Raw genomic sequence first — 21,952 nt, forward strand, 5'->3', positions numbered from 1 at the left:
ACCTGATTGCCTTCCGGTGGCTGTTTACCCTCAGCTTCAAGCTGCTCTTTTACATCCTCATAATCCAGAGCATCTACCATAACACCAGGCTGGAAGTCAGAATCCCCATTATTCTCAATGCGAATCTTCTTCAGCATCTGACGTACAATAACCTCGATATGCTTATCATTAATTTCTACACCTTGCAGACGGTATACGCGCTGTACTTCACGGAGCATATAATCCTGAACCGCACGAACACCTTTAATTTTCAAGATGTCATGTGGATTTACACTACCTTCTGTCAACTCATCACCAGCCTCTAATTCCTGTCCTTCCAATACTTTAATACGGGAACCATATGGAATCAGATATGCTTTACTCTGTCCGGTTTCATCATTTGTAATAACCACTTCACGTTTCTTCTTGGTGTCACGAAGCTGAACTTTTCCTGCAAATTCGGAAATAATAGCAAGTCCCTTTGGCTTTCTTGCCTCAAAAAGCTCCTCGACACGAGGAAGACCCTGTGTGATATCGTCGCCGGCTACACCACCGGTATGGAACGTACGCATGGTAAGCTGTGTACCCGGCTCGCCGATGGACTGAGCAGCAATAATACCAACTGCTTCACCAACCTGTACCGGTTCTTTCGTTGCCATGTTTGAACCATAACATTTTGCACAAATACCAATGTGTGATTTACAAGTAAGAATCGTACGAATCTTGACCTGTGCCTTATCACCTGCATCGATAATTTTCTTTGTATTCACAATGCGTGCCGCACGTTTTGGCGTAATCATATGATTTGCCTTAACAATCACTTCACCATCGTCATCAAGAATTGTTTCACAGGAATAACGTCCTGTAATTCTCTCCTCAAGCGTCTCAATTACTTCTTTTCCATCCATGAATGCACTAATCCACATACCCGGAATTTCTGCACGGTTACGGCTCTCGCAGCAATCCGTCTCACGAATAATCAATTCCTGAGACACATCAACAAGACGTCTTGTCAAATATCCAGAATCGGCTGTACGAAGCGCTGTATCGGAAAGACCTTTACGAGCACCATGCGCAGAAATAAAGTACTCCAATACGTCAAGACCTTCACGGAAGTTTGACTTGATTGGAAGTTCGATGGTACGACCGGATGTATCTGCCATCAAACCACGCATTCCGGCAAGCTGTTTAATCTGCTTATCCGAACCACGGGCTCCGGAGTCCGCCATCATGTAGATGTTATTCAATTCATCCAAACCACTCAGCAGGTCATGTGTAATCTGGTCATCGGCAGTTTTCCATGTCTCAACAACAGATTTGTAACGCTCTTCCTCAGTCAACAGACCACGGCGGTATTTCTGGGAAATAACTTCAACCGTATTCTCTGCCTGCTTAAGCAAATCTTTCTTCGTTGCCGGCACTTCCATATCGGAAATGGAAACAGTCATTGCTGCCTTTGTCGAATATTTATAACCAAGTGCTTTAATTGCATCGAGCGTTTCCGCTGTCTTTGTTGCACCTTCATTGTTAATACATTTTTCCAGAATCTGTTTCAACTGCTTTTTGCCAACGTGGAAATCTACTTCCAGTTTAAGGAAGTTATCCGGATTGCTTCGGTCAACAAACCCAAGATTCTGGCTGATAATCTCATTGAAAATAAATCTTCCCAATGTCGATTCAATAATACGAGATTCTTCTTCACCTGCAGCATTTACGCCAAAACGACGAATTTTAATTTTGGCATGAAGTGTAATCTCATGGTTTTCATAGGCAATAATTGCCTCATTCATATCTTTAAAGAAACGTCCGGTTCCTTTTGCTCCCTGCTCCGGAGTTCTCTCCTGTGTCAAATAATAAATACCAAGTACCATATCCTGAGAAGGTACGGCTACGGCACCACCATCGGATGGTTTCAGCAGGTTGTTTGGTGACAACAGAAGGAAGCGGCACTCTGCCTGTGCTTCCACGGAAAGTGGCAAATGCACAGCCATCTGGTCTCCATCGAAGTCGGCGTTGAACGCTGTACATACGAGTGGATGAAGTTTGATTGCCTTACCTTCGACAAGGATTGGCTCAAATGCCTGAATACCCAGACGGTGAAGTGTAGGGGCACGGTTTAACATAACCGGATGCTCGCGAATTACTTCTTCAAGGATATCCCATACAGCAGGCTCTAACTTCTCTACCATTTTCTTTGCATTTTTAATATTATGAGCAGTTCCGTTTGCAACCAATTCTTTCATTACAAATGGTTTGAAAAGCTCAATTGCCATCTCTTTTGGCAGACCGCACTGATAAATCTTAAGTTCCGGTCCTACGACGATTACAGAACGTCCGGAATAGTCAACACGCTTACCAAGAAGGTTCTGACGAAAACGTCCCTGTTTACCTTTAAGCATATCAGACAATGATTTCAATGCACGGTTTCCAGGTCCTGTAACCGGACGGCCACGACGTCCATTATCAATCAATGCATCAACTGCTTCCTGCAGCATACGTTTTTCGTTTCGCACAATGATATCCGGAGCGCCAAGTTCCAAAAGTCTCTTCAAACGGTTGTTACGATTAATGATTCGACGATACAAATCGTTCAAATCGGAAGTTGCAAAACGTCCACCATCCAGCTGTACCATCGGACGAAGATCCGGTGGAATAACAGGAATCACCGTAAGAATCATCCAGTCCGGATGGTTTCCGGATTCACGGAATGCTTCTACAACTTCCAGACGCTTGATAATGCGGGCACGTTTCTGTCCGCTGGCATCCTTCAATTCATCTTTCAATGTTTTGGACTCTTCTTCCAAATCAATTCTCTGCAAAAGTTCCTGAATGGATTCTGCACCCATACCAACACGGAACGTATCACCAAAATCTTCTCTTGCTTTCTGGTATTCCTGCTCGGAAAGAACCTGTTTTACCTGAATTTCCGGTGTCTCAGATTCCAATACAATATAGGAAGCAAAATACAATACTTTTTCCAATACTTTTGGAGAAATATCCAAAATCAAGCCCATGCGGCTCGGAATTCCCTTGAAGTACCAAATATGGGATACCGGAGCAGCCAACTCAATGTGACCCATGCGCTCACGACGAACGCTGGATTTTGTGACTTCCACACCACATCGGTCGCAGACAACACCTTTATAACGTACTTTTTTGTACTTACCGCAATGACATTCCCAGTCTTTGCTCGGTCCAAAAATACGCTCGCAATACAAACCGTCTTTTTCCGGTTTCAGGGTACGATAATTGATGGTCTCCGGCTTCTTTACCTCACCTCTGGACCACTCACGGATTTTTTCCGGAGATGCCAGTCTGATTTTAATTTTATCGTAAGTCAATGTCTTTTCTTCTTCATTACCATACTGTGGCATATTTATAACCCGTCCTTTCTATCAATCTGCGCTGATGCTGCTATCGTCATCAATGCCCTGTACATCCGTTTCGCGGAAACCGGCATCTTCAAAGGATTCTTCTTTGAGTTCAAAGTTTTTGTCATTGATTAATTCATTCACATTTTCATGAGTTCCTTCTTCTATGGACTCATTCATCTGAACTTCGTTTCCTTCTTCATCCAGCACTGCAACATCCAATCCGAGAGCCTGTAACTCTTTCAGCAATACCTTAAAGGACTCAGGTATGCCAGGCTCAGAAATATTGTCGCCTTTGATAATTGCTTCGTATGTCTTAACACGTCCTACTACGTCATCCGACTTCACGGTCAGAATTTCCTGAAGAGTATAAGCTGCACCATACGCCTCAAGAGCCCATACCTCCATCTCTCCGAATCGCTGACCACCAAACTGCGCTTTACCACCAAGTGGCTGTTGGGTAACCAGTGAATAAGGACCAGTGGAACGAGCATGGATTTTATCATCAACCAAGTGATGGAGTTTCAGATAATGCATGAAACCAATCGTAACTTCGCCATCGAAATACTCTCCGGTACGTCCGTCACGAAGCTGAACCTTTCCATCTTCCTTAATCGGCACACCTGCCCATTCTTTTCTATAGTCCTGATTTGTCAGGAGATAATCCATCACTTCCGGATCAAGAACATCTTTGTATTTCTTCTCAAAATCCTCGAGTGGTGTATTTACATAATCATTTGCCAGTTTCAAGGTATCCATGATGTCAATCTCGTTTGCGCCATCAAATACCGGTGTTGCAACATTGAAACCAAGGACTTTCGCTGCCAGACTCAAATGAATCTCAAGCACCTGTCCGATATTCATTCGGGAAGGCACACCCAGAGGATTCAACACGATGTCAAGCGGACGTCCGTTTGGCAAAAATGGCATATCTTCAACCGGCAGTACACGGGAAACGACACCCTTGTTACCATGACGACCAGCCATCTTATCGCCGACCTGAATTTTTCTCTTCTGTGCAATATAAATGCGCACGGTCTGATTTACACCAGGTGACAATTCATCCCCATTTTCACGGGTAAATACTTTCGCATCCACAACGATACCAAATTCACCATGTGGAACGCGAAGAGATGTATCTCTTACTTCTCTTGCCTTCTCTCCGAAAATAGCACGAAGAAGTCTTTCTTCTGCAGTCAGTTCTGTCTCACCTTTTGGTGTTACTTTACCAACTAAGATGTCTCCGGCACGAACTTCTGCACCAATACGGATAATACCGCGCTCATCCAAATCTTTGAGAGCATCATCACCAACGCCCGGTACATCACGTGTAATTTCTTCCGGTCCGAGTTTTGTATCACGTGCTTCTGTCTCATATTCATTAATATGAACAGAAGTATACACATCTTCCTGCACCAGTCTCTCACTGAGCAGTACGGCATCCTCATAGTTATAACCTTCCCATGTCATAAATCCAATCAACGGGTTTTTACCAAGGGCGATTTCGCCGCCGGAAGTAGAAGGTCCATCAGCAATTACCTGACCAGTCTCAACTTCATCACCTTTTGTAACAATCGGTCTCTGGTTCATGCAGGTACCCTGGTTGCTTCGTACAAATTTAGACAATTTATACTCATCCAGATTTCCATCTTTTTTACGAATCAAAATGCGGTTTGTTTCGGCACGTTCTACCACACCGCCTTCTTTTGCTACCACACAGTTTCCGGAGTCAACAGCCGCTTTCATTTCCATACCTGTTCCGACAACCGGCGCCTCTGTTACCAGAAGCGGCACTGCCTGACGCTGCATGTTGGAACCCATCAGAGCACGGTTCGCATCATCATTTTCCAAGAACGGAATCATGGCTGTTGCCACAGAGAATACCATCTTTGGCGATACGTCCATGTAATCAATTTTATTTCTCTCAAACTCCGATGTCTCTTCACGGAAACGACCGGATACATTTTTACGAACGAAATGACCTTCTTCGTCCAGACGCTCATTCGCCTGTGCAACGTGATAACGGTCTTCTTCGTCTGCTGTCATATAAACAACTTCATCTGTTACACGTGGATTCTCCGCATCCGAATGGTCCACTTTACGATATGGAGCCTCAACAAATCCATACTCGTTAATTCTTGCGTAAGATGCCAGTGAGTTAATCAAACCGATGTTTGGTCCCTCAGGCGTCTCAATCGGACACATTCTTCCATAATGGGAATAGTGTACGTCACGCACCTCAAATCCGGCACGGTCACGGGACAAACCACCAGGTCCGAGGGCTGACAGACGACGTTTGTGTGTCAACTCAGAAAGCGGGTTGTTCTGATCCATAAACTGTGACAACTGGGAACTTCCGAAGAATTCCTTAACCGCTGCCGTTACCGGTTTAATATTAATCAACGACTGTGCAGAAATACCTTCGATATCCTGCGTTGTCATTCTTTCACGCACCACACGCTCCATACGGGACAAACCAATACGGTACTGGTTCTGAAGCAGCTCGCCTACTGCACGGATACGACGATTTCCCAAGTGATCGATATCGTCGTCATTTCCCAGACCATATTCCAAATGGATGTTGTAGTTAATGGAAGCAAAAATATCTTCCTTTGTAATATGTTTTGGAATTAACAATGCTACATTGCGGCGGATTGCGTCATAACGCTCTTCATCCGTCTCATTCTCTTCCAAAATCTTTTTCAATTCCGGATAGTAAACATCTTCTGTAATTCCCAATGCTTTTTTATCCGCCTGTGGCAAAAATGCATGTAAATCAACCATCATATTGGACAATACTTTTACAACATGTCCTTCTTCTGTCTGCATCATTACAAACGGAATGGCTGCGTTCTGAATTTCACGAGCAAGCTCTTCGGAAACCATCGTTCCGGCTTCTGCCACTACTTCACCGGTTTCCGGGCTGACTGCATCTTCTGCAAGTGCAAATCCGACAATACGATTTGTGAAGGATAATTTCTTATTAAATTTATAACGTCCAACCTTCGCCAAGTCATAACGTCTTACATCAAAGAACATATTGTTAATGAGGCTTTCCGCACTGTCAACAGCAAGCGGTTCACCCGGACGAAGTTTTTTATACAATTCAAGCAAACCGTCCTGATAGTTCTTGGAAACGTCCTTCTCAATACTTGCCAAAATTTTCGGCTCCTCGCCAAACATGTTCAAAATTTCCTGATCTGTCCCTACACCAAGTGCACGAATCAAAACCGTAATCGGAACTTTTCTATTTCTATCTACACGAACGTAAAATATATCATTGGAGTCTGTCTCATATTCCAACCACGCTCCACGGTTTGGAATAACAGTCGAAGAATACAACTCTTTACCGATTTTATCATGGGCGATACCATAATAAATGCCAGGGGAACGAACCAACTGACTTACAATAACACGCTCTGCTCCGTTAATAATAAACGTACCTGTCGCGGTCATAAGAGGAAGGTCTCCCATGAAAATATCATGTTCACTAATTTCCTCTGTTTCATTATTATGGAGTCTTACTTTAACTTTCAATGGTGCCGCATAAGTTGCATCCCGCTCCTTACACTCTTCGATGGAATATTTCACATCATCCCGGCACAGCTCAAAGCTAACAAATTCCAGACTTAAATTGCCGTTGTAATCCGCAATCGGCGAAATATCGCGGAATACTTCATTCAAGCCCTCTTCCAGAAACCATTTGTACGAATCTGTCTGAACCTCAATGAGGTTTGGCATCTCCAATACTTCTTTCTGTTTCGAGTAACTCATTCTCACACCTTTGCCCACATGGACAGGGCGTATTCTGTTTTTCTCCATTGATGATTTCACTCCTTGTCTTTTCTACAGAACTGTGATATACTACAAATTAGGTAGGGATATTGCGCCTACCATACCACAATAGTGCATTTTCTATCGTACCACAAATGTAGTAAGGTGTCAAGCGTTTATTTGGCACTTTTTTCTATTTTTTTAATATTTTTAAGGAGACGATGTATGGGGAATCAAATCATTATTTCAATCAGCCGTGAATACGGCAGCGAGGGACACACAATTGCGAAACAAATTGCGAAAGATATGGGGCTTCCTTTTTATAATCGCAATATGCTTGACGAAATTGCAAAAGAAAAGGGCTTTGACCCGGCTGCTTTTGCCGGTGTAGATGAAAAGCCGCGCAACAAACTGCTTTCGCGCCGGGTAAAAGGATATTCTAATGCAACCGAAGACAATTTGGCGCAGATGCAGTTCGAATTTCTTCGCAAAAAGGCCGCCTCTGGCGAATCTTTTGTCGTGCTTGGCCGTTGTTCCGAAACTATTCTAAAGGAATATGATAGCTTAGTTTCAATTTTTGTTACCGGAAACAAGGATCGCAAATTAAAACATGTTATGGAGAAGTTTTCACTTTCTGAAACTGCTGCCACAGCTAAAATCGCTAAACATGACGTATACCGCCGCCGATACCATAATCACTATTCGGATTTTAAATGGGGTGACTCGCGTAATTATGATGTTTGTATCAATAGCAGCCGGATTGGTGTAGAAAGAACGGCTAAGTTATTGGAGGAGTTTATTAACAATATCAAGGATGCATAAGCGGTGCCGCGCCGCACTTCGTGCGTCACTACGCGCGCACGCGCGCTTTGCACCTCTCTTTTACCATAAGCGGTGCCGCGCCGCACTTCGTGCGTCACTACGCGCGCACGCGCGCTATAAAATCAAAAATAGACTCAGGAACTCGCAAGCAAGCTTGCAGTTTCTGAGTCTATTTTCAATTTTGCACCGCTTATTGCGAACGCGATTATTTTAATGTTACTTTTGCGCCTTCGGCTTCGAGTTTCTCTTTGATTTCTTCAGCTTCTTCTTTTGTAGCGCCCTCTTTAACTACTTTAGGAGCTCCGTCTACAACTTCTTTAGCTTCTTTCAATCCAAGACCAGTTACTTCACGAACAACTTTGATAACTTTAACCTTAGCTGCTCCAACTTCTGTCAACTCTACGTCGAACTCGTCTTTCTCAGCTGCACCGCCTGCTGCGTCTCCGCCTGCTGCTGCAACGACTACACCTGCTGCTGCAGATACGCCGAACTCTTCCTCACATGCTTTTACTAAATCATTCAATTCCATAACGCTCATCTCTTTGATAGCATCGATAAATTCCTGTGTTGTCATTTTGTTTTCCTCCATTCAAATTTTAAAAAATAATAATAACTTATTCTGCTGCTGTTTCGCCCTGAGCTTCTGCAATCTGTTTTACGACACGAGCAAAGTTCGTGATTGGTGACTGCAGGCTTCCAAGCAACTTGGAAATAAGCTCGTCTTTTGACGGGATTGTAGCAAGAACTTTAACGCCAGCGGCATCATAATACTCACCATCTACAACTCCACTCTTAATCTCAAGAGCCTCTGCTTCTTTCGCAAAATTATTGATAATTCTTGCCGGAGCAGTCTCATCTTCGATACCGAATGCGATTGCTGTAGGACCTTCCAAGTCTTTGTCAAGCTGCGCAAAATCGGTTCCATCAAACGCCAAGTGAAGCATTGTATTTTTGTATACTTTGTATACAACACCAGCTTCTCTTAACTGTTTACGAAGTTTTGTATCCTGCTCAACTGTCAGTCCACGATAATCAACAAGAACTGCAGATTTAGCATCTGATACATAGCCTTTGATTTCATCAACGATAGGCGCTTTTAATTCGACTTTAGCCATGATTTGTTACCTCCTTATTATTGTCAGCTTATGCTGCCATATAATCTGCCGGAGATTTCATCAAAAATGTCATTGACATTTATAAAAAATCCTCTGCCCGCACACGCAGACAGAGGATATAATCTCACTATGATTGTATTCACAATCTTCCTCGGCAAGCGGCATCCGCACTTACATAGCATAACTATACTTGCTGTCTACGGCAGTTATAAACTTTAGTCAGTGTAGCATAGTGCTACACAATTGTCAAGTTTTTTAATTATCCAATTTTCAAAGTATTTACTTTGATTCCAGGACCCATTGTAGAAGTTACGGTAACACTCTTCATATAGGTTCCCTTTGCACTTGCTGGTTTTGCTTTAATAATAGCATCCATCAATGTGTTAAAGTTCTCAGTAAGCTGCTCTTCTGTGAAGGAAGCTTTACCAACTGGACAATGGATAATATTTGCTTTATCCAAACGATACTCGATTTTACCTGCTTTAATATCATTAACAGCCTTTGTAACATCCATTGTAACCGTACCGGCTTTTGGGTTTGGCATCAAGCCTTTTGGTCCGAGGACACGTCCCAAACGACCAACTACGCCCATCATGTCAGGTGTTGCTACTACAACGTCAAAATCGAACCATCCCTCATTCTGGATTCTTGGAATGAGTTCTTCGCCACCAACGAAATCTGCACCTGCTGCTTCTGCTTCTGCCACTTTATCACCTTTAGCGAATACAAGAACACGAACTGTTTTACCAGTACCGTGAGGCAGAACAACGGCACCACGTACCTGCTGGTCAGCATGACGGCCATCTACACCAAGACGGATATGAGCTTCTACGGTTTCATCAAATTTTGCAACTGCTGTTTTCTTAACAAGGCTAATTGCTTCAGCCACATCATACTGTGTTGCACGATCTACTAATTTTGCGGCCTCTGTATATTTTTTACCTCTTTTCATTTTTCAAACCTCCTAGTGGTATTAACGAACATTGTCTCCCACAACGTCCAAATGACATTAGTTCTTTTTTCTGCGATAAATTTTGACTACTCTTCTACTGTGATACCCATACTTCTTGCTGTACCAGCAATCATGCTCATAGCTGCTTCTAAGCTGCCGGCATTTAAGTCAGGCATTTTTGTTTCTGCAATTTTCTGGATATCTTCCTTAGAAATTGTAGCAACTTTCTTTTTGTTCGGCTCGCCGGAACCAGACTGAATCTTGCATGCTTTCTTCAAAAGAACAGCAGCCGGCGGAGTCTTTGTTACAAAACTAAAACTTCTATCTGCATAAACAGTAATTACAACAGGAATAATCATTCCATCCTGTCCCTGTGTTTTAGCGTTAAACTCTTTTGTAAACTGAGCAATATTGATTCCGTGCTGTCCAAGTGCAGGACCAACCGGTGGTGCCGGAGTTGCCTTTCCTGCCGGAATCTGTAATTTAATATATCCTTCGACTTTCTTAGCCATTTTCAATTCCTCCTAAACGATTAAACCAGTTTCAATTCTGAGAAGTCAATCTCAACCGGAGTATCACGGCCAAACATATCAATGACAATGACTGCCATCTGTTTTGCCGGGTGAACTTCCTGAACAACACCGTCAGTATCCTGCCATACTCCCTCTGTAACGATAACATGATCTCCAATGGAAAATGGAGAAGCCTCTGCCTCTGCCAAAAATCCCATGTTGGCAATTTCTTCTTCTGTCAACGGTACCGGTTTGGATCCCGGTCCAACAAATCCTGTTACGCCACGTGTGTTTCGCACAACATACCAAGTCTGGTCATTCATAATCATATTGATTAAAACGTACGCCGGAAACATTTTCTTCTGAACCTGTTTCTTTTCTCCGTTTTTCTCTTCTACGACCGTCTGCAGCGGAATCAGAACTTCTAAAATCTGATCCTGCAGATTACGATTCTCGATTGTTTTCTCAATATCTGCTTTTACCTTATTCTCATAACCGGAATAAGTATGAACTACATACCATTTTGCTTCTTCTGCCATGGCAACCTCCTACGAAACAATGTGAAGCGCAGTCAAGCCCAAACGAATCACCCAGTCAACACCTGCAATCAGTACGCCCAGCAATACGGACACTACAATTACTAATGCAGATTGTTTCACTAAGTCTTCTTTCTTCGGCCAGGTACACTTCTTGAATTCACTCTTTAGATTCTTAAAGAAGCCAGGTTTCGAAGTCTTTTCTGCTTCGCTCATGTGACACACATCCTTTCCGAAACATCACACGGACTACTTAGTCTCCTTGTGTAACGTGTGTTTCTTGCAAAATCTACAATATTTCTTTGTTTCCATTCTGTCCGGATGGTTCTTCTTATCTTTGGTCATGTTGTAATTACGCTGTTTGCATTCTGTACATTCCAAAGTAATTTTAGTACGCATCTTGTCACCTCCGTGAAATTATTTTTTCTGAACCCACGCAATCCTGCGCTTATTCAGCTCTTACACCGCAACTGCGGCTTGGTCAAAATTTTGGCATAAAAAAAAGACCTAATTCATCGCCTATCCACTATACCACAAGCCATAGGTCCACGTCAATAAGTTTTTTTCGCGAAAGCTACAAGCCATGCAAAAAATAAAATTCACGCTGCTTCGTTGGGAGCTTGCTCACATAAGAAGCAGTGGGATTTTTATTTTTTATAGGGCGACAGCCCGCGACCGAGGGAGCTTTGCTCACGAGGTTGGCATGGCTTGTAGCTTCACGAGTTTTTTCCAACATATTTTTTCACTTCATTAATCATCTGCACTGCTGTTTCAATTTGCTTAGCAGCCTCTTCTTTCCCTGCAATATAAAAATCATCATAATCGCTTTTTTCCCGCAACTGCTTCAACATCCCTATTCTTCTTCCTAATTCTTTTGAAAACTTTTCTGTTGCCACATAGGTTTTGTTAAAATATCCAATTGCATCTTTATGCCGTTTAAAATCAATTTCTTCCAACGCCAATACTGCCTTTATCGCGTAAAAAGTAGCATAATACGAACGATTAATGGAATCTTTAAATAACGCATTATCATAACTCATCTGTGCAACTTTAATACTGTCTTCCGCCTGCGAAAGTCGATAACTTGATAAGTCCTGCTTTCTATTATCCATCAATAACCACACCTTCCTTTACAACATTATCATAAAACGGTAAGGCTCCCAACCAATATTTAAAATGCTCTTCATTCTTTACAATAATGCTTATGTCAACTCCATACTCCATTAAAAAATCAAAAGCAACATCATACAATTTATATTCAACTGGTTTTATAACCTCATCAGTAAGCGACGTCAATACCATAACATCCACATCTGAGCCTTCCCTATAATCACCTCTGGCATAGGATCCATACACAATTACCTTTTTTAAATCTTCTCCCAAAACATTTCTTATCTCTTGCACAAACAAATCCACTACATTACGAATTGCCTCTGGCATAACCTCACCTCCTAGTTAATCTGCTCTTTTTTCAATCAAGTTATTTAATAATTATAGTATATCACACCATCCAACTAACATCCACTAATTTTATAACTTCTTTATATTTAGTATAACAGTCTGCAAAATTGGCATGGCTTGTAGCTTTCTATCGCCAACATTCTCTCCTAACAACAAAATAGAGGACAACTACGTGCCCTCTGCTCATAAATCGCTCATTTATAAGGCTGTGCATCACCTATTGTTAAAGCACAATGCTTTTCTTATGTATAGTATATTAATAATCACATGAAACGTCAACATGTTTTTTCAAATATTTTCTATCTCACATCTAGTCACCTTTATTCTTCTCCAAATAACAAACAGGGGCAAAACATATGCCCCTGCCGCAAAATCATGCAGAAAGATAAATTTTTGAAACCTTTCCTTTCACTATTTTAACCCATGTGGAAATACCAGCCCAATTTTTCGTACTTTTAATTCCACGTTGTTTTGTGAACTTTTTAATTGCATAGGAATACTCTTCATTTCCCTCGCATTCTACCACTTTGCAATTAGATGCAACCTTATACTTTCGTGTCTTTGCCTTGATTTTTTTACTTGTATCCCAATCAAACTTTTTCTTCACCTTGCTCATGCCACCCTTAATAATCAATTTTCCACCCCGATAATACATTTTAATACGACATCCAGCTTCGCCGCCCTGACTTTTTGTAAGCCCCGTTCCATAAAGCCAATATGAACTTGCCGCTTTAGCCTTACTTCCTCCGCTCCATTGACTCAATCCTCCAACCAAAAGGGATAACACCAATAACTTTACAATAATCTTCTTTCTCATTTTTCTACCTCCTAAAACATTCTTGATTTCGATATTATATCAAGAAAAAAAAGAAATTTCTTTGGAATTTTTCAATATAATTCTACCAAGCAACTCTTTAACTCATTTTTCCCTTTAATGGTTGCCTTTTTCTGAATTTTAGGAGTGTTCCTCGCCCTTTCGCGATGTTTTACGCCACAAAAACAACTCTTTTAGGTGTAATTTCAAATTAGCGTTGTTTTTGATAGCAAGTTCCATCATTCCGATGCAACGCTTTTCCGCTTTTCAGACAATTTGCGTTGTTTTTCACGTTTTCGTCTCTATCCACACGCAACGCACAACACAGTAACACACAGCACAGCCGCCACGCAACTTAGCCATCACACAACTTAACCGCCATACAACACGAATGCGTCAAATCCAATGATTATACGTTGCCACGGTTCCAATCAGATTAATCGCAAACCCAAACACCAAAATCACCGTATTCCACTGCACAAACTTTTCACCCTTTGGTTTCCAAAGTGCCAGACCAAAGAACAAATATGGCATCATATCAAGCAGGTACCGGTTGCCAAACTGCCAGCCGCCAAGCGTTTTATGGCAGCATATAATCAGCAGATGCAGCACTGCTAAAATCGGAAGCATAACAAGCAGCGTCAAATTTCCCTCTCTCTTTTTCACCAGCGCATATATCCAAACACCAATCATGGTAATAAAAATCGGCGCAATCAGCCAAAACGCCATTCCATCCGATGAGAAAAACGAAAGCGCACCACCGTTTCCCCCTGCTGCCGGCAGACGCAGATAATGCATTAAATTTTCTTTTAAATAAGAAAGATTAAACTGACCAGTCGTAGTTCTCGTAAACTCCGGCAGATAATTATGTCCAAATTCCGTGATATTGCCGAAGCGGGCATAATTAAGCGCCATATACGAAATTGCAATCGCACCACAGCCAATCGCCCAGTACCATTTATCTTTTACAAGCTGCCATACTGTTCCTTCCGGATTTTCCTTTTTGTACCCTTTCACCAAAAGATAACCTAAAAGAATTCCATAGAGTGCAAGCATCGGGCGACACCCAACGGCACACGCCCAAAACGCTAACGACAAACCACCTTTTTGACGCAGCGCATAATACAGTGCCATTAAACTAAGCGTAAAACTCATGCTCTGAGCAATAAACCAGACATAGCCGTTCATCCCGACAAAAAGATAACCGGACGCAAAATAGAGCATAAGCACCCAGAACAATGCATGCTGCTTTTCAAGAGAAACCTCTCGGTAAAGTTTAATCGCGTACACACATCCGGCAATAGTGACCAAAAGAGCAATCAAATGGTCCGGCGTATTGGTACCAAAAATCATAACAAAAGGAATCAACACATAAGAGGGAAATGGAGGAAAACTAACAAAATACTTTCCCTGATAAATAGCAAGTTCAAGCCATGGATAGTCCTGCCCTAAATCAAGCCTTCCTTTTAGCCACGAATCCGTTTGCAATGCATACGAATTGTACGGATTACTCTGCCATGGCCACTGTCCGGTAAATGCCGCAATCACCCAAAACGTACCAAGTAACGCAAGCGGCACAATGACATAAATCCAATCCACTTTTTCAAGCCATTTTTTCATACTCTCTCCTCCTATTTATCCTCGTAATGCTCCAGAAAATGATGTTTTACACCATCTTTTTTATAGGCAATTACCGTATCTAGATTTACATTTTCCACACTCTTAAAAATATTTCCCTCAATAAAAGGATTTGTCTTCTTCAAGTCATGAATCAGATTTTTAATTTCCAGTCGTTTCGAGCGGGTTTCCTCGTTATCGCATGTTGTACAAGTGTCCGTAAATTTGCACGCACACTGAATAAACTTCAAATCATTGTAGTCGCGCCATGCCTTAATGTCATCTTCACGAACAAGATACAACGGACGAATCAACTCCATCCCCTCAAAATTTGTGCTGTGGAGTTTCGGCATCATCGTCTGCACCTGCGCCCCATAGAGCATTCCCATCAAAATCGTTTCGATAACATCGTCGTAATGATGTCCAAGTGCAATCTTATTGCAGCCAAGTTCTCTCGCAAAATTATACAAATGGCCTCTCCGCATACGGGCACACAAATAACACGGCGATTTCTCAATATGATAAACCGAATCAAAAATATTCGATTCAAAAATCGTAATCGGCACATTCAGAATTTTCGCATTGTTCTCAATAACCTTGCGGTTTGCTTCGCTATAGCCGGGGTCCATAACAAGAAATTTTACATCAAATTCAAACTTGCTGAAACGTTTCAAGTCCTGAAAGCATTTCGCCATCAACATCGAATCTTTTCCGCCGGAAATGCAGACCGCAATTTTATCTCCCGGTTTTACCAATTCATACTGCGTAACCGCTTTCGTAAACTTCGACCAGATATTTTTCCGGAATTTTTTATGAAGACTCCGCTCCACTTCTTTCGCCTTGTCAACGGCAGCATCTTGTTCTTCCATTTGACGAAAACGCGCCAAAAGCCACGAAGTGTAACCGCCCTGAAGGCTCACGGCATCGAACCCTTCTTCACAAAGTTTTTCCGCAACACCTACACTGGTCTCGCCTCTGCTGCAGCAAATAACAAGTTTTTTTGTCTTATCCACCTCAGGACTTGCCGAAATTTCATCTTTATCTAAATGCAACGCTCCATCTATGGCACCTCTAGCCACTTCCTGCTCACCGCGAATATCAACAATCTGATAAGTTTCCGGGTTCATTGCAAATAATTCATCTACTGTAATACTCATATTAACGCCGCTCACTTTCCGTCTGACACAAGTCTTTAACCACCTCACCGGCAATAATAAGCCCCGCAGCCGAAGGTACAAATGCTGTACTTCCCGGAATATCCCGGCGCTCCGTGCACTTATGCTTTGCCCCCGGCGGACAGATGCAGTTTGTCCGCCAGCTGATTGCCATGTCCTCAATCGGGCGTTTTGGCTGTTCTTCCGAATACACCACCTTGAGTTTCTTCACACCGCGTTTCTTCAACTCGCGCCGCATTACTTTTGCCAGCGGACACACTTTTGTTTTATAAATATCCGCAACACGGAAACCGCTCGCATCTAACTTATTACCGGCACCCATACTGCTGATAATCGGTGTATTTGTCTCCTTCGCACGCAGGATTAACTCAATCTTTGCCGTCACCGTATCAACCGCATCAATCACGTAGTCATATTCCTCAAACGGAAATTCTGCTGCATTTTCCGGCAAAAAGAAGCACTTATGAACATTTACGACAGCATCCGGGTTGATATCTAAAATTCGTTCTTTCATGACATCCACCTTGTACTGTCCAACTGTTTTCCTCGTAGCAATAATCTGCCGGTTCAGATTCGTCAGACAGACTTTATCATCATCAATCAAATCAAATGTAAACACGCCGCTGCGAACAAGCGCTTCACATACATAGCCACCGACACCGCCAACTCCGAAAACTGCCACTCTGGCATTTTTCAAGCGTTCCATACCTTCTTTTCCCAACAATAATTCCGTTCTTGAAAACTGTGTCAACATCTTAGTTTCATCCTTTTCTTATCGCAACTGTTTCCGCATTTGTAAATACATTATATACCGGGTTAATTCGTACAAAATACTCCGAAAGTCCCAGTTTCTTTCCAATATTTGTTTTTAAATCTTCCTTGTTCTGATCTGTGAGATTATTATAGGTAATCGGGTAAACCGATCCAGGCCCGCTGTTTTTCCATGCAATGCACTGAATTGCGCGTCCCATGCCGCTGAGTGTGTTATTTTTAATCGAAACATTGACACCACCGCTCACCAAAATACCACGGGTATCACTTTTTCCTTTTTGTTTTACATTGGAAATAACATTGTTCTCCAACACAGAATCTGACCAGTTCATCACGCGTACCGGCGAATCCCAGAGCATATTTTCAATGCGGTTATTTCGCAAAACAATGTTCTTATGATAAATCTGCTCTTCACCATTCGCACTATATTTATGAGTTCCAATCGCACGTCCCAGATTCGAGAATTTGCAGTTTGCAATTGTCACATTCTGATTCGGTGTCTTGTCATACGTGGACCAGTCATTGTGGAATCCCTGCGTTTCGCGGTCAGGCGTATCCAGATTGATTGCCTCTTTTACATAATCTGAATTTTTCTTCACATTTTTAAAAGTACATCCGGTAACCGAAACATTTGCAGATGCATCCATTTCAATAAAATGTCCTACATTTACATTTTTAAAATTAATTTTTTCAATTGTCACGCCATCATTATGTGCCACATCAAAAGCAATGCCGTATTTCATGTATTTCATGTCAATTGAAACACCGCCTTTGCCGACAAAGTGAATGTTTTTCTCACCATTATAGGCACTGTAAACACCTTTCTTTTTCGCATTTGATGGGCGAATCAACTGGAACAGCGTAATCGCTGCCGGCATCTTTTTCTTATTCGTCTTCGTTCCTTTTACAATTTTAACGCCCTTTTCAAAAATAATCGTAACATTCGATGGCACATGAATGGTATTGGTAATGGTATACGTTCCCTTTTTCAAAATAAGTGTTCCTTTTCCTTTTTTCTGGAATTTCTCCATATAGGAACGAATGGTAAAATACATCCTTGTTTTTTTATTATATAAGGAAGATTTTGTAAACTTCGATGCTTTCAATGGCTTGCTTTTTGCTGTGATTTTATACACCTTTCCCTGTTTATAATCTTTCGCTTCCGTTTTTACTGCGCAGACGCTCATGGCAAGTACAAAAAAAAGTGCTGCCGTCAGCATATGAAGTCCCATCTTTTTCCCTTTTTGATTTCTCATGTAGTTCATCCTCTCTTTTTGACTTTTTATACAAAATCTGCTATCGTGTAAGATAGTTGCTTAATGTTTTTACGGTTGACAAGGAGATAACAATGTCAAATTTACGCTCACATCTTACCAAAAGCGATTTTATATTAATTTTATTTTTATTATTCATCGGCATCGGCATTACCGTCTGGATTTATTATCCAAAATCCACACCTGCCTCAACCGTTGAAGTTCGTGAAAATGGAAAATTGATTCTATCCTTACCCCTGTCAGAAAACACAAAACAAACGATTCGCTGTACAGACGGAGGAAGCAATCAATTCCTTATTCAGGATGGCGCCGTTACTATGACGGATGCAGACTGTGGTGACAAAACCTGTGTCAAAACCGGCTCAATTAAAGAAGCCGGACAGTCGATTGTCTGTCTGCCGCACCGTCTTGTCATAACCATTACGGATTCTTCTTCGGATTCTGCACCGGATGCTATTGTACGATAATACCAAACAGGAGGCTTATATGAAACCGCACATCCACACAATCACTGAACTTGCTATTTTTACCGCCATCGCTTTCATATTCAGTTATATTGAAAGTCTTTTTCCGCTTCCTATCCCATTTCCGGGAATCAAACTGGGGCTTGCTAATCTGGTTATTGTACTTGTTTTGTACAAAAACGGCTTCTACCAGGCGCTTACCGTAAGCATTGTACGAGGACTGTTAAACGCTTTTACCTTTGGCAGTCTGTTCGGATTTCTATACAGCCTCGCCGGAAGCATACTTAGTCTTATTATTATGAATTTGTTGAAAAATAAAACCCACTTACACATTTCCACTTTCGGAGTTAGTGTTGCAGGCGGAATTACACATAACATCGGGCAGTTTGCCGTAGCCGCATGGCTTGTGGGGCCTTCTGCCATCCTTCCTTATTTTCCTTTTTTGTATTTCTCCGGCTTAATTGCCGGCGGTCTGATTGGTGCCTTTGTTCTGCTTTGCCGACAAAGAATCCCTCTCTTTAACAGTACGAATTAAACAGCATACCGCTAAATGCAGATGCCTGATAAGCAGTTCCAATGTCGCTCTGATATAAATGTGCATAACTATAAACTTTCTTATCCACATACTCCATCGGATTCATACTCATCTGTTCTGCTTTCGATGCCAAATCCGTAATAAATTTCTCCGGTACTTTTATCTCTGCCTCATCTGAAAATGACAAGAAGCCATCAGAATCAATCGCAATTCCGGATTCAAACAATTCTGCCGTGTGTCCTTCTACGAGATAGCGCAGCTCACCACCCGGTCTCGACGGCTTATGATTTTCCTCGCCATACTCGTCACTGCGTTTGAGCAGACCATTGTACAACGACAAGACGCGGTTCATGTTATCCTCCACGTCCTCACTTCGCCCATTAAGCACATCCTGCGAAGCTTCCGAAAGTTCCATCGACATTTCCTTCACATTCAGCGCATACGCCTGCGTGTCCGCAGAAAGTTTCACCATAACAAGCGGATTTGCATTATTCAGGCTGACAATGCTTTTATATTTATTTTTTAATTCTCTTTTGTTGTGAATACTGTTTTTTGGTGACACTTCCGGCAGGAAGCCCCCAAGATATAAATTATATGCCGCTATCATAATCATCACGCCTTCCGTGGCTGTTCAAATTTCTCCTCTTATGTGTAATCATAAGTCTAATGATTCATTATCATTGTAAATCATTTTTCTGCAAAATGCAAATAAAATCTCCTTTTGTCCAAAAGCAGAAAAAGACACCGTTTCAGACCACGATGTCTTTTTCTTTTCGTATATTACACGATATTTGCTTTTTTGCCAAGTCCCTTTCCCTGAAACAATTTCCGGTATTTTTTTAGTTTTTTCTTTGGAACCTGAATTTTTAATTTAACATTTGTTTTTTTGAATGCCTGCTTACCGACCTTTGTTATCTTTGTTGACAAGACCTTTATTTTCTTTAATTTTGACATTTTGTAAAACGCTTTTTTGCAAATTCCGGTTACGGCATATTGATACCCTTTATAAGAAACTGTCTTGGCTATCGTAATACTTTTCTTTGTCTTGTTTGCCACTCCGAGAACGGATACCGTCTTTACCTTTCCGGAAGACGTTGTAATTACATATTTCACCCCACCTTTTTTGATTATGGTTCCTTTTTTCGGAAGTTTTGTCTTTGCGGCAGGTGTACCGGCAACCGGCTGACTGACACCTGGTTCTTCTGTCTGTTTTGGTTCTTCTGTCTGTTTCGGTGCTTCTGTTGGGGCAGCGGTTGGTGTTGCTGTCGGAAGCGGTGTTGGTGTTGCATCCGGCACTGACTTTTCAACAAGTGACGTTTGTGCTGTCATAAGTTCAACCGTACATTTTTGAACCTGTTCCCCAGTTACCGCCGGCGTAATTATCGCTTGTTCACCTGCCAAAATTGCATTTTTTAGTGCAGTTGCCGATACCTCTTCATACTTGGCTGCATCAATTTTTTTCGCCTTATCTAATTCATCCTTTAGAAAACCAACCAGCTCGTCTATTGTCACAAATTCTCCTGTCATAACGGCATTTTCCGCATGCATAACAAATGAAGAACCATCCAGTGCTTCCTGCTTTCCATTTACCTTAAAGGAACCTATTTTCAAATAGTATCCTTCATCTGCCTTTACACTTACCTTTACAATGTCACCAGCATGATATGTGGATTTTTCTCCACTTATCTGACCATGCTTCGTATTTGTATCCATGGAAACTTCATATGCTGTAATCATTTTATTATACACAACATCTGCCCAGCGTTTTCCGTGTTCAATCAAACCAAGTTTGCTCAGATGAAGATTATCCGTGTGTCGATACTCACCCTGTAAATCATCGGTCGTTGGTCCCACAAAAATAGTTTCATCGTTGCAGGCCGCACGCTGGGTCTCTTTCATGGATTCCATTTTCTTCGTATTATTGTAATTGCTCCATGCATAGGAAACCTGCGCAATGCACCAATTCAAATTATATCCGGCATCTTCTCTTGTCTGTGCAATTAACTGCTGTAAAGAAGCCAGATATTTTTCGCGCTTTGTTCCATCCGTATCAGCCTCTCCCTGGTGAAGCAAAAAAGCACGATACCCATATGGCTTCAAGTCATTAATTGCATTTTTAATTGCAAAATAATGTTTTGTACGAAGTTCCTCAATTTTAGCAGAACCAACACCCGTTGATACAAAGCCAACCGGAACACCAGTCTTCTGTGTCAGGGCGTCTCCCATGGAAGGCCATGCGGAGCCACCGCCATTACCGGTATTAAATCCACTTTCACTCGGCTGACTGTCCTCACAATGCTGCCACGTGTTAGTATTCGGATTATATGCTGATACTAAATCTGATTGAGCAGTTGTTTTTTCGCCTCCAAAGTTACAGGAATTTGACTGTCCACCGGTAATAAAAACTTCACCGACTCCAACTTTTTCTACTGTTTTACTCTCACTTCCCGCATTTACAATCAATGTATACCAGCCACCTCCGGGTACATTTGCAATACTTCCTTCATATGTATTACCTTCCCCTTTGGTTAAAACCGCCGTTTTTCCTAATTCTTTATCTCCGTCATAAAGTTTTGCCGACACCTCCCCGGTTCCACTGTACTCAATAGAAACCTTTACGTTGGCATAATTGTTATTGTCCCTTTGATAAATTGCGCGCTCGGTAGGAATTTTAACCTCCAATTTTTCCGCCGCTTTTCCCGACTGCGGCGCAAAACAAATCCCCGCCATCATTGCCATCGTAATCACCGACCATTTCATGATTTTTTTTAATTTCATTA

The 21,952-nt window shown here is 41.9% G+C and carries 21 protein-coding genes and 1 other annotated feature (1 of these 22 only partly in view); of the genes, 3 read left to right on the top strand and 18 right to left on the bottom strand.

The annotated features are described in order from the left end of the window. Both rpoC and DW005_RS03085 read right to left on the bottom strand, forming a co-directional pair. Nucleotides 1-3,353, bottom strand: the 5' portion of a protein-coding gene (rpoC, locus tag DW005_RS03080) for a DNA-directed RNA polymerase subunit beta' (protein ID WP_117478115.1). 388 nt of this gene lie to the left of the window's left edge; 3,353 of the gene's 3,741 nt are visible here — the first part of the coding sequence; the start codon lies at nt 3,351-3,353; its stop codon lies off the left edge, out of view. Between the two features lie 21 nt (nt 3,354-3,374). Next, the gene (locus tag DW005_RS03085) at nt 3,375-7,172 is read right to left on the bottom strand and encodes a DNA-directed RNA polymerase subunit beta (protein ID WP_117478116.1); all 3,798 of its coding nucleotides are present in this window, start codon (nt 7,170-7,172) and stop codon (nt 3,375-3,377) included. 177 nt (nt 7,173-7,349) lie between these two features. Here DW005_RS03085 and DW005_RS03090 point away from each other — a divergent pair, with 177 nt between their 5' ends. After that, nucleotides 7,350-7,946, top strand: a complete 597-nt coding sequence (locus DW005_RS03090) for a cytidylate kinase-like family protein (protein WP_117478117.1) — start codon at nt 7,350-7,352, stop codon at nt 7,944-7,946. Nucleotides 7,947-8,151: 205 nt separating this feature from the next. Here DW005_RS03090 and rplL read toward each other — a convergent pair whose 3' ends face one another. From rplL to DW005_RS03160, 14 genes are all read right to left on the bottom strand, one after another. Continuing rightward, nucleotides 8,152-8,520, bottom strand: a complete 369-nt coding sequence (rplL, locus tag DW005_RS03095) for a 50S ribosomal protein L7/L12 (RefSeq protein WP_022376028.1) — start codon at nt 8,518-8,520, stop codon at nt 8,152-8,154. 40 nt (nt 8,521-8,560) lie between these two features. Next, entirely contained in the window at nt 8,561-9,061 is a 501-nt protein-coding gene (gene rplJ / locus DW005_RS03100) for a 50S ribosomal protein L10 (RefSeq protein ID WP_022376029.1), read from the bottom strand. A gap of 75 nt (nt 9,062-9,136) precedes the next feature. Further along, nucleotides 9,137-9,282, bottom strand: a sequence feature (ribosomal protein L10 leader region). A 38-nt stretch (nt 9,283-9,320) separates the two neighbouring features. Beyond that, entirely contained in the window at nt 9,321-10,013 is a 693-nt protein-coding gene (gene rplA / locus DW005_RS03105; RefSeq protein WP_022376030.1) for a 50S ribosomal protein L1, read from the bottom strand. Between the two features lie 86 nt (nt 10,014-10,099). Then, nucleotides 10,100-10,525, bottom strand: a complete 426-nt coding sequence (gene rplK / locus DW005_RS03110; protein WP_022376031.1) for a 50S ribosomal protein L11 — start codon at nt 10,523-10,525, stop codon at nt 10,100-10,102. A gap of 20 nt (nt 10,526-10,545) precedes the next feature. After that, on the bottom strand, nt 10,546-11,064 hold the full coding sequence (gene nusG, locus DW005_RS03115; RefSeq protein ID WP_022376032.1) for a transcription termination/antitermination protein NusG: 519 nt from the start codon (nt 11,062-11,064) through the stop codon (nt 10,546-10,548). A gap of 9 nt (nt 11,065-11,073) precedes the next feature. Continuing rightward, nucleotides 11,074-11,277, bottom strand: coding sequence for a preprotein translocase subunit SecE (gene secE, locus DW005_RS03120; protein ID WP_117478118.1), 204 nt, complete (start codon nt 11,275-11,277; stop codon nt 11,074-11,076). A gap of 33 nt (nt 11,278-11,310) precedes the next feature. After that, complete coding sequence (gene rpmG, locus DW005_RS03125) at nt 11,311-11,460, bottom strand: 50S ribosomal protein L33 (protein ID WP_022376034.1); 150 nt, start codon at nt 11,458-11,460, stop codon at nt 11,311-11,313. Between the two features lie 317 nt (nt 11,461-11,777). After that, nucleotides 11,778-12,173: a HEPN domain-containing protein gene (locus DW005_RS03130; protein WP_117478119.1), complete on the bottom strand. Its 396-nt coding sequence runs from the start codon at nt 12,171-12,173 to the stop codon at nt 11,778-11,780. Beyond that, on the bottom strand, nt 12,166-12,501 hold the full coding sequence (locus DW005_RS03135) for a nucleotidyltransferase domain-containing protein (protein WP_117478120.1): 336 nt from the start codon (nt 12,499-12,501) through the stop codon (nt 12,166-12,168). The genes DW005_RS03130 and DW005_RS03135 overlap by 8 nt, the downstream gene beginning before the upstream one ends. Nucleotides 12,502-12,895: 394 nt before the next feature. Next, on the bottom strand, nt 12,896-13,339 hold the full coding sequence (locus DW005_RS03140) for a hypothetical protein (RefSeq protein WP_117478121.1): 444 nt from the start codon (nt 13,337-13,339) through the stop codon (nt 12,896-12,898). A gap of 393 nt (nt 13,340-13,732) precedes the next feature. Then, nucleotides 13,733-14,956 carry a hypothetical protein gene (locus tag DW005_RS03145; RefSeq protein ID WP_117478122.1) on the bottom strand — a complete coding sequence of 408 codons (1,224 nt, stop codon included), beginning with the start codon at nt 14,954-14,956 and terminating at the stop codon, nt 13,733-13,735. Between the two features lie 11 nt (nt 14,957-14,967). Continuing rightward, entirely contained in the window at nt 14,968-16,110 is a 1,143-nt protein-coding gene (locus DW005_RS03150; protein ID WP_117478123.1) for an ATP-binding protein, read from the bottom strand. A gap of 1 nt (nt 16,111) precedes the next feature. After that, nucleotides 16,112-16,882, bottom strand: a complete 771-nt coding sequence (locus tag DW005_RS03155) for a tRNA threonylcarbamoyladenosine dehydratase (RefSeq protein WP_117478124.1) — start codon at nt 16,880-16,882, stop codon at nt 16,112-16,114. Between the two features lie 7 nt (nt 16,883-16,889). Next, the gene (locus DW005_RS03160) at nt 16,890-18,155 is read right to left on the bottom strand and encodes a right-handed parallel beta-helix repeat-containing protein (protein WP_117478125.1); all 1,266 of its coding nucleotides are present in this window, start codon (nt 18,153-18,155) and stop codon (nt 16,890-16,892) included. A gap of 92 nt (nt 18,156-18,247) precedes the next feature. Here DW005_RS03160 and DW005_RS03165 point away from each other — a divergent pair, with 92 nt between their 5' ends. Further along, nucleotides 18,248-18,640 carry a NusG domain II-containing protein gene (locus DW005_RS03165; protein ID WP_117478126.1) on the top strand — a complete coding sequence of 131 codons (393 nt, stop codon included), beginning with the start codon at nt 18,248-18,250 and terminating at the stop codon, nt 18,638-18,640. A gap of 19 nt (nt 18,641-18,659) precedes the next feature. After that, entirely contained in the window at nt 18,660-19,172 is a 513-nt protein-coding gene (locus DW005_RS03170; RefSeq protein ID WP_117478127.1) for a Gx transporter family protein, read from the top strand. Here DW005_RS03170 and DW005_RS03175 read toward each other — a convergent pair. Together DW005_RS03175 and DW005_RS03180 are read right to left on the bottom strand one after the other, a co-directional pair. Then, nucleotides 19,156-19,779, bottom strand: a complete 624-nt coding sequence (locus DW005_RS03175; protein WP_147324408.1) for a hypothetical protein — start codon at nt 19,777-19,779, stop codon at nt 19,156-19,158. The two genes, DW005_RS03170 and DW005_RS03175, sit on opposite strands and share 17 nt — an antisense overlap. A 173-nt stretch (nt 19,780-19,952) precedes the next feature. Beyond that, complete coding sequence (locus DW005_RS03180) at nt 19,953-21,950, bottom strand: sialate O-acetylesterase (protein WP_117478128.1); 1,998 nt, start codon at nt 21,948-21,950, stop codon at nt 19,953-19,955. Nucleotides 21,951-21,952: the final 2 nt, after the last annotated feature.

The sequence above is a fragment of the Clostridium sp. AF36-4 genome, from assembly GCF_003435975.1.
Classification (GTDB): Bacteria; Bacillota; Clostridia; order Lachnospirales; family Lachnospiraceae; genus Eubacterium_F.